We start from the raw sequence: 9,428 nt of genomic DNA, 5'->3' as shown, positions 1-9,428 counted from the left end.
ATTAACTGACGACGGATATATTTTTCCATGATCAGATTGGCATAGCGATCGATATTCACTGCCGACACGGTACGATTCAGTAGTTGGGCTAACTTTGCCGTACCTCCCACTTTTTCCAGGAGATCGCGATCGCTTAAATAAGTACTAATAGAAATAAAATCGGTTGGCTTGCCTTTACTATTGAGGCTTAGGGCGGCGTAATAAATTTCTTGGTGTGCTGTGACATAAAAAGCATCTTTAACTACTAATTCGGCAACCCTAGTGATTGCTTCGGGATCGTATAAGATGCCACTCAAGATTGCTTCTTTGGCTTCTATGCTAGCTGGAGGTAAGTGATTAATTTCGCTCATCGATTGCTTGTGACTTTTTCTCCTTTTATATAGAACAAATATTCTACCTTGTTGGTCAATCTCTCTAAGATTTGGACGAGATTATAATTATTTTCAAATGCTCTAACTGTCAAAATGAATTTGGGTAACTTACAACAGTCTCTATCTCTTCCTGTTTTGTCTCTAACGGGAGCAATATTGTTAGACGTAGAAAATTTTCCTTTGAAAATAGATTTAGCCCAACAACTTCAATCCCACTGTCAATATCCGATATCCATCAAGTTTGCGGTGGCACACTGGCAAAATAATAATATTGCCAAACTAGATAAATATTTACACCAACAAGGGTATCAATTAATTCACGTACCCAAAGAAAAAAATAGTGCGGACGGTCAAATCTTAACCATTGGTGCGTCCTTACTCTTAAACTATCCTCAAGTAAAAGAAGTGGCGATCGTTTCGGGAGATTCTATTTTTAATTATTTACATCAAACTTTACAAAGACAGGGATGTCAAACTTATAAAGTTTATCAGCAGTCGAGCAAAGTATATTTACAAGATTTACAAAGCGATCGCACTTCGACAATTGCCGATCTTAGTAACAACAATAAGAAGCCCACAATCGAACAAGTTGTCAGAAATAAAGTTGAATTGAGTCTCAGGAAATTAATTAAAGAATCTAATGAAGCCATCCCTTTATCTCAAGTCTCCCAACAATTTAAACTAGATTATCAACAGTCAATTGCCGAAGCTGTTAAAACTAATAAAATTGCCAAGTCTGCATCGGGATTTATTAAAAAAAGTTGTCTCGATAAGATGAAGATTCATCAAACAGGCAAAATTTACTATTTATCCATTAAAGAATAAGGAATAACTTAATTTTAATTACCAATAAATTATCAAATACAGTTGTTATGTTGGAAGTTACGCTATCTTAGTAGATGAGCCAATAACAACTATTAATCATTAGCTATGAAGAAACTAGTGCTGGGGTGCTTGTTTGTTTTGGGATTGGGGTTTGCCCTACTTAATTTCAAAGGACTGGCACAACAAGGAGAATTTAACTCCATTATTTTAGATTTTAAAGAAGAAGTACCGATCGCAACAGTTAGCGAAGAAATAAAAGAACTTTCTCATAAATACAATCAACAGGTTAATTTAAACAGTATCTTTTCCATTAGCGATCGCATTTATATCGTTAATGGAGATAAAAATACCCTTAAGGAATTAAAAAAATCTCCTTTAAGTAAAGAGACTGAATATATCGAAGCAAACTATCAATATCATGCTTTAGATGTTCCTAACGATCCTGAATATGCCAAGCAATGGAATTTCCGCAATATTAATGTGGAAAAAGCTTGGGATGAAACCAAAGGAGAAGGGGTTACCGTAGCAGTAATCGATACGGGAGTCAGTCGAGTACCCGACCTCAAATTAACTAAATTTGTCAAGGGTTATGACTTTGTTAATGATAAAGATGATGCTAGCGACGACCAAGGACATGGCACTCACGTAGCAGGAACGATTGCCCAGTCTACTAATAACGGTTACGGAGTAGCGGGTATTGCTTACAAAGCCAATATCATGCCCCTCAAAGTCTTAGCATCTAGTGGAGGCGGTACGATTGCCGATATTGCCGAAGCCATTAAATTTGCTGCGGATAACGGAGCGGATGTGATCAATATGAGTCTTGGAGGCGGTGGTGCTTCTAAGATGATGGAAGAAGCGATTAAATACGCCCACAATAAAGGAGTCGTAGTTATTGCAGCAGCAGGTAACGAAAACCGCAACTCCTCTTCCTATCCCGCCCGCTATCCCGATGTAATTAGCGTCTCGGCGATCGATTCTGCGGGAGGAAAAGCCCCCTATTCCAACTTTGGCGCGGGAGTCGATATTTCTGCTCCAGGCGGTAGCGAAGCAGGTAAAATCATTCAAAATACCGTCAATCCTCGTACGGGAGAATCGGTTTTTGTTGGTTTCCAGGGTACTAGCATGGCAGCCCCTCACGTAGCAGGGGTTGCAGCATTGGTTAGAGCTACAGGTGTAGATAATCCCGATGAGATTCGCGATATTTTGAAACAGTCTTCTCGTAAAGTGCAAGAAGATAGTTTAAATCACTTCGGTTCGGGATATTTAGATGCGGGTGCAGCAGTAGAATTAGCCCTCAAAGGCAAAATTACCTTCAACGATTTCTTCCGTTGGTTGCGTAAGAGTGGTTATCTTAACCTCGGTTTTTGGCTCGATGGTGGTGCGGTAGCATTATTACCCAAACTAGGAATGGTGATTGGCTCTTATTTACTAGCTTGGTTTTTACGCAACTATCTACCTTTTACATTGGGTTTAAATGGGGGTTTGATTTTTGGTAGTTCGGGTTTATTCTTCCTTCAAGGATTGTATTGGTTCGATCTGCCTCAATGGCCCATGCGGTTAGCTGGTAGTTCTATTCCCGAATTGGGGAATGTAGTTTTAGGCAATAGCAGTCTCAATCCTTTATTTGCCAGTGTTTTAATTCCCTTTGGCTTAGTCGTTCTCCTGATCGGAAATCCCAGCCTCAAATGGTTTGCTATTGGCTCTAGCATTGGGGTAGCCGCTTGTTTGACAGTTACTGCCTTTACCGATCCTAGTTTATGGCTTTTTGGTTCGGGGGTATTCGCTCAGACTTATTTATTAGTTAATGCTTGTCTTTGTCTTGGTTTGGCATATCTAGCCAGTCAAAAAGAAAAGCAAAGAGCTTGATAGTAGGTAGTAGGTAGTAGCTAGTAAATACTGTCCTATACTCCTCATACTCTACTAATCTCCTAGTCCTCATATCTGGTATCGAGAAATCTTGGATTTCCCAACAGGTATGAGGCTTTTTGTATTAAAGTAAAAACTAAAAACTAAGAACTAAAAACTAAAAACTAAAAATAAGGATTGAGAGATGAATAGCGATCGCAATACTTCAGAAAAAGGCAAAATTTTGATTGTTGACGATCGATTAGACAATTTACGTCTTTTATCTCAAATTCTGTTAAATCATGGCTATCAAGTACGTAAAGCGATTAATGGTTCGACGGCTTTGATGGGGTTAGAAAAGTTTCTCCCCGATCTAATTTTGTTGGATATTAATATGCCTGGAATGAATGGCTATGAAGTCTGTCAAAAACTCAAAAGCGATCGCACTTATCAACAAATTCCCATCATTTTTCTGAGTGCTTCTAATGACGTGACCGATAAAGTTAAAGCTTTTGAATTGGGAGGAATGGACTATATTACCAAGCCCTTTCAAGTACCAGAAGTATTAGCTCGGGTTGAAACTCAAATTAAGCTCAAAAGATTCCATCAAATGAGAGAAAATCTTTCTAGAGCGATCGTTCACGATCTGAAAAATCCTTTATCGCTAATTACTTTAACCAGTAGTTCTCTAATGAGGAGAAAGTGTCTGGAAGGGAAAAATTTAGCTGCTTTAAAAACTGTATATTCCACCGCCCAACGTTTGGATTCTTTGCTCAATGACCTGTTGATGGTGGCAAAAATGGATGCGGATAAATTAATTTTGCACAAAAGCGAAGTAGATTTTAAAGAGTTAGTAACTTCGGTGGTAAATAATTTTAAAGTGGCAGCCCAAGCCAAACAAATAGAATTGATTACTAAACTGCCCGATTCTCAATTAATAGTTTCTGTGGATGTTAATTTAATCCAAAGAGCGATCGAAAACTTACTTTCCAATGCTCTTAAATTTTCTCCTGCTAATAGCAGAATTATTACCCAGATAGCTTATCCCCAAGGTACTCAAATTTTCCTGAGGGTCATAGATTATGGTATTGGCGTGAAACCAGAACTTAAGCAACAAATTTTTGAACCTTATAATACAGGAGATTATATTCAAGGAGTGTCCCAAATTGGTTTGGGATTGAGTTTTTGTAAAATGGTAGTAGAAGCCCACAAGGGCAAAATTTCTCTTCAAGACAATCAGCCTCATGGATCGGTCTTTACCCTGGAATTCTCGATCTAAGTTAAATTAATCTAGAAAAATTATCTGAGAATTAACTGAAAATTAGGCGTTTTTTTTCTAATTTTTAATTTAGCAATACTTTGTCTGACCGATTGATGATGATTCTAAAGGTTTTATCGAGCAAGGAATCAAGTTATGTTAGATAATAACATTATCAGATTTGATCGTATTAATGTTAATTTACTGAAGATATTGCTTTTAATAAAATTTTAATAAAAGCGATCGCCATAAATTTTCACTATAATCATTATAAATAGAAACTATAGGCAAAAGGAAAAGTTGTATCAGTACTTCAAATTTTTCTGAATTCTGAGTTAAAACCAGTTAATCATAAAGAAATTCATGGGAATGATTATATAATTTCCCTAGTTTTTCTTTCCCTTTTCTTAATCTCCATAAAAACCTATTTGGCTAAAATAAAAACTACTATCCAACTAGTCTAGCGATCGCTATGAAATATGAATACTTGGCAATTATTATCTCCTGCTCTTTATTTGTAATTATTTTTGGTAATTTGCCTCTAGATTTAGATTACTTCGAGCAAAATTTCATTAACTACCCTATTTTTCAAAGATAAATGTAATTTAGAATACTATTTTCCGACAATGGAATCCTTCTGCATATTGTTCGGGAGCGTTAGATTCTATCCCTCTAATCCGCATAATGGCATTAAAAGTTTCTTCCGTAAACCACTGTTTATTATTTTGAGTTGGAAAATGATTGGTTAGATGTTCGATTTTTTTTTGGCGCAGATCTTGACTTAACCGAACCAAAATATTGGGTGAACTTAAATCGCCATCGTATTTAGGAATTTCATATTCCCAAATTAAATGATTGCGAAAAGTATTTCTAGTAAGCTCGGAAACTATGCGATGATCTTGATGTAGATCTTGTTGGTAGTGAGTCAAAATCAAATCGGGATTGACTGCTTGCTTAAGTTCTTCAAAATAAAGTTTAAGCTCCGCACCAATATAAGGAAAAAAACCATCTTTAAAGCCTTTAACAATAATTTGTTTCTCCTCAGCCGAACTAAGAAAATCTGTGGCACTAGCGATCGCTTCTTCTTCTCTGATCCCTTTCGCACCAAGAACAACCCAATAAATTTTAAGCTTGGGGTACATGGCAATTAACTTAAGGATAGTTCCGCCACAACCAATTTCAATGTCATCGCTGTGCGCGCCCAAGCATAATAATTGTGTGAGGGAATTATTAAAATTTAGTTGAAGCATTTCTCAGGAATTTTTTTAGACACTGACTTCGATCGTAACTTGAATGTTCGATTCCCAGTCAGGGTAATTTTGAATTATATTAGAGGAGAATAACTATTTCTTTATATGCTTGCTCTGATTCTTGTCGTCGCCACAGTTTTGGTTGGTTCGGCTTTTTGTTCTGGGTCTGAAACGGCACTCTTGTCTATTTCCCCGATCAAGGTAAGACAACTCGCTCAATCCAAAAAACCCGCAGCCTTGGCATTAGCAAGCATTCGCTTAAATGTTAGCCGTCCGATTGCCACAATTGTTATCCTCAACAATATTTTTAACATTGTCGGTAGTATTGCTATTGGTAGCTTGACTACCAAAATTTTGGGAGATGCCTGGCTGGGAGTATTTTCGGGAATTTTAACTTTTCTAATTATCATTTTTGGCGAAATCGTTCCCAAAACTCTTTGTCAGCGTTACGCAGAACCAGTTTCCTTGGCGATCGCCATTCCGATTAAATTTTTAACCGCCATCTTTACCCCTCTAGTGTGGCTGGTGGAAAATGTTACCAGTCCTTTTACTCAAGGACAAAAAATGCCCACCACCAACGAAGCAGAAATTAAATTTTTAACTAATCTTGGTTTTCAGGAAGGAGTAATCGAAGATGACGAAGCAGAAATGATTCAACGGGTATTTCAGTTAAACGATCTTAACGCTTCAGATTTGATGACTCCTCGAATTATTATTACCTATCTTAAAGGGGATAGTACTTTAGAAGAATCTCAAAATGAAATCATTAAATCCCAACATACTCGGATTTTAGTTATTGATGACAATATCGATCGCGTGACGGGATTGGTGCTTAAAGACGAACTATTAACCGCAATCATTAAAGGGCATGGCGATCGCCAAATTAGCAGCTTACAACGCTCGGTTCAGTTTGTTCCCGAAACCAATCGCGCTGATAAATTACTCAAAGTATTTCAGGACAATAGAGAGCATTTAGCCGTAGTTTTAGATGAATATGGCGGAGTAGCAGGAGTGGTCACCCTAGAGGATGTTTTAGAAGTCTTGACAGGAGAAATTGTGGACGAAACCGATCGCACGGTGGATTTACAAGAAATTGCTCGCAAAAAGCGGTTGCGCCTGCTCAAAGCTAGAGGAATTAACAGTGACAGCGATTAAATGGCTAGTTTGTCCCCAATGGGTCATAAAATTAACAAAATTCGCAAAGATATTTCAGATTAACTTGGTCGATATGATAAACAATACTTTCTTGATTGATGGTATTAGCTGCACCAGGAGCTACATAAGTGCTATCGTAGCCCTTAACAGGGAAGTTACGGCTATAGGATTGAGGGCGATATTCTTTACCCATAGCAAAATCGCACAGCAACATAAAGACTCGATCTTCTGCTTCTTCTGAATTGTTCCAATAGTTAGTCGCATAGTTCAAGGCTTTGGTAGATTGTTCCGATCCGTAGATTCCATTGCCGAACATTCTACCCGTACATTGGGTGGCGTTAGCAGGAGGAATAATTAGACCTTGTTTGAGGATGCTTAAGAGATTGCTGGCTTTTGTTCCGTGCCAATGTTGTTTGACATTACCGATCGCTTTTTCTTTGGCAGCAAATGCTTCTCTCATGGAAGGAATATCTAGTTTATAAACCCGACGCAGTTTGTATTTGGCAGCAATATGATTTTGATTAGCGGTTGATTTATATAGTTGATTGATTTTTCTAAATATTTGTTTTCCTTCGGTGGTGCTGCCTGGTACTCTTTCAATGGTGCATTCAAATATTTGCTGGGGATTGCGATCCATATTTACCGCAGCTTCTAAGGCATTTAAAATCTCGTATTGACGCTGTATTTCTTGAGGGGAAGCAAATTGTGACTCGTCTAGTTTGTGTCCCAAATTCTGGGGAATTAACCGCAGATATCGACTGAGTAATTGGCGCAGTTTGTAGCTATTACCTTTACGAGTAGCAACAATTTGAACTAAATATTGTCTGGCTTGAGAAATAGCATTGGGGGTAACAATACCCAAAGGAGTTTTAAATCCTCCCATAGCAGAATTATAAGTAATATCTGTTTGGGAAATAATTTGATGAATATTAGTTTTAACTAAATAGCGGATTAATTCCTTCGAGCGCGGATCTCTGCCATGTTCGATCTGTTTGGCGGCAATTGCTTCTAAATCTTCTGGTGCGATCGCTTGGCTTAGTTGATTATCTTCATCTACTAACTGTGCTTCGGTGTAACCTTTGCGAATTTTTTGCCGTTTGGTACGCTCGAATTTACTCTTAGCCAGGGCGATCGAACCCAAACAATGAAGTTTAGATTGTAATTTATTGCCCACCCTACCCCATTCAGCTAAAAAACTACCATCATTTAAAAGACTTCCACGCCAAACTTTGTTGGAATTTTCTCCTACTTCTACATATATAAGCGTGCAGCTATCTAGTACTCTAGACAAAGTTGTTGTACTCATAGTTTTGGTTGTATTTAATTTAAAAAAGAATAAAAGGGGAACTTTAAAATTGCTCCCCAGCTAAAGTCGTCTGAAGGAATTGCTGCATTACACAGCCAGAATAGTTATGGGAGCTTACATCCCATAACTATTCTGTGCCAACCCTATTTAGTATTATAGTATTAATTGATTTAAAAATCAACAAAAATTTTAGAGTTTCATCAAACCAAAGCCAAGATGATGAGTCCAACCAATTACGCTTAATTATCAAAAGGATTGCGCAAAATAAAATGACTATGTTTATCGATCGCCTGATAGCAGCTATTCAAACTAAAAAGACTCCCTGTATTGTGGGTTTAGATCCTGCTTTAGAGAGGATGCCCGAAAGTTGGTTGCAAAAGCAGAGAATTAATGCCAAAAGTACTATTGAAGAGCGAGCTTCAGCGATCTATCAGTATAATTTAATGGTCTTAGATGCAGTTGCCGATCTCGTACCCGCAGTCAAACCCCAGAGTGCTTATTACGAGCTATTTGGTTCGGCAGGAATTATGGCATTAGAAAAAACCATGATAGCAGCACGCGATCGCGGTTTACTTATCATATTAGATGTTAAGCGGGGAGATATTGCTTCTACGGCTACAGCCTACGCTCAAAGCTACCTACCAAAAGAGCCAAAACGTCCTTACGAAGCTGACGCTCTAACGATTGTTCCCTATTTAGGTACGGATTGTTTAGAACCATTTTTCCAAGAAGCGATCGCTTGGGGGAAGGGAATCTTTGTTTGTGTTAAAACCTCCAACCCTGGTGCGTCGATCGTTCAAGAACAAAGAATTGGCGATCGCTACCTCTATGAAATCATTGCCGATTTAATCAAACCAGCTTGCGATCGCAGTCTGGGAGAATATGGTTATAGTGGTATTGGTGCAGTAGTGGGAGCTACCTATCCCGAAGCAGCAATCAAATTACGCCAACAGCTACCCAATAGCCTATTTCTCGTACCTGGTTTTGGCGCGCAAGGGGGCAAAAATGAAGGAGTAGCAGCCTGTTTTAATGACGATGGCTTAGGAGCAGTAGTTAGTAGTTCTAGAGCGATTATGTATCCCCATATGTATGGCAGTCAAGACTCCAATAAGGATACTATTCGTCAAGCCGCGATCGACTCTATCAAAAGAATTAAAAGTGTTTTTAATTAACCCATAATATAACTTATCACCAATGGCTCTTAGCTTTTAGCTATCTCAACAAATCGATCTTGTTAACCCAAACTCCTAAGAAACAAACCGATATATCAAGGCTGGGTCAGGGGTCAGGGGTCAGGGGTCAGGGGTCAGAGGAAAAGGATAAGTTGTTTCTTTCTGAGATTATGAAACAAAATTCGTCGGACGCTAAAGTTAAATTACTCTCCCGCAGACCAAGGTTTAAGGAAGTCTGGATAT

General features: G+C 38.2%; 8 protein-coding genes. 5 read left to right on the top strand and 3 right to left on the bottom strand.

All coding sequences use genetic code 11. From position 1 onward, the window contains the following. Nucleotides 1–350: DnaB-like helicase N-terminal domain-containing protein (locus AC33VI_RS14225; protein ID WP_491782924.1), on the bottom strand; the 350-nt coding region annotated here is incomplete at its 3' end. A 114-nt stretch (nucleotides 351–464) separates the two neighbouring features. On the opposite strand from AC33VI_RS14225, the gene AC33VI_RS14220 reads away from it, so the two are divergent. The 3 genes from AC33VI_RS14220 to AC33VI_RS14210 all read left to right on the top strand — a co-directional run bounded on the left by AC33VI_RS14220 (nucleotide 465) and on the right by AC33VI_RS14210 (nucleotide 4,323). Next, nucleotides 465–1,196: an NYN domain-containing protein gene (locus tag AC33VI_RS14220; protein WP_491782923.1), complete on the top strand. Its 732-nt coding sequence runs from the start codon at nucleotides 465–467 to the stop codon at nucleotides 1,194–1,196. 105 nt (nucleotides 1,197–1,301) lie between these two features. After that, nucleotides 1,302–3,065, top strand: a complete 1,764-nt coding sequence (locus AC33VI_RS14215) for a S8 family peptidase (RefSeq protein ID WP_491782922.1) — start codon at nucleotides 1,302–1,304, stop codon at nucleotides 3,063–3,065. Nucleotides 3,066–3,249: 184 nt separating this feature from the next. Beyond that, on the top strand, nucleotides 3,250–4,323 hold the full coding sequence (locus AC33VI_RS14210) for a hybrid sensor histidine kinase/response regulator (RefSeq protein ID WP_491782921.1): 1,074 nt from the start codon (nucleotides 3,250–3,252) through the stop codon (nucleotides 4,321–4,323). A gap of 584 nt (nucleotides 4,324–4,907) precedes the next feature. Here AC33VI_RS14210 and AC33VI_RS14205 read toward each other — a convergent pair. Then, a complete protein-coding gene (locus AC33VI_RS14205; RefSeq protein ID WP_491782920.1) occupies nucleotides 4,908–5,552 on the bottom strand; it encodes a PIG-L deacetylase family protein in 645 nt (214 codons plus the stop codon). A 105-nt stretch (nucleotides 5,553–5,657) separates the two neighbouring features. On the opposite strand from AC33VI_RS14205, the gene AC33VI_RS14200 reads away from it, so the two are divergent. Beyond that, entirely contained in the window at nucleotides 5,658–6,707 is a 1,050-nt protein-coding gene (locus tag AC33VI_RS14200; protein ID WP_491782919.1) for a hemolysin family protein, read from the top strand. Between the two features lie 31 nt (nucleotides 6,708–6,738). On the opposite strand, the gene AC33VI_RS14195 is transcribed toward AC33VI_RS14200, so the two are convergent. Then, nucleotides 6,739–8,013: a WGR domain-containing protein gene (locus tag AC33VI_RS14195; protein WP_491782918.1), complete on the bottom strand. Its 1,275-nt coding sequence runs from the start codon at nucleotides 8,011–8,013 to the stop codon at nucleotides 6,739–6,741. A gap of 269 nt (nucleotides 8,014–8,282) precedes the next feature. On the opposite strand from AC33VI_RS14195, the gene pyrF reads away from it, so the two are divergent. Beyond that, nucleotides 8,283–9,185, top strand: a complete 903-nt coding sequence (gene pyrF, locus AC33VI_RS14190) for an orotidine-5'-phosphate decarboxylase (RefSeq protein ID WP_491782917.1) — start codon at nucleotides 8,283–8,285, stop codon at nucleotides 9,183–9,185. Nucleotides 9,186–9,428 lie beyond the last annotated feature (243 nt).

This window comes from Waterburya sp. (genome assembly GCF_058530065.1).
This window is presented reverse-complemented; position numbering and strand designations above follow the sequence as displayed.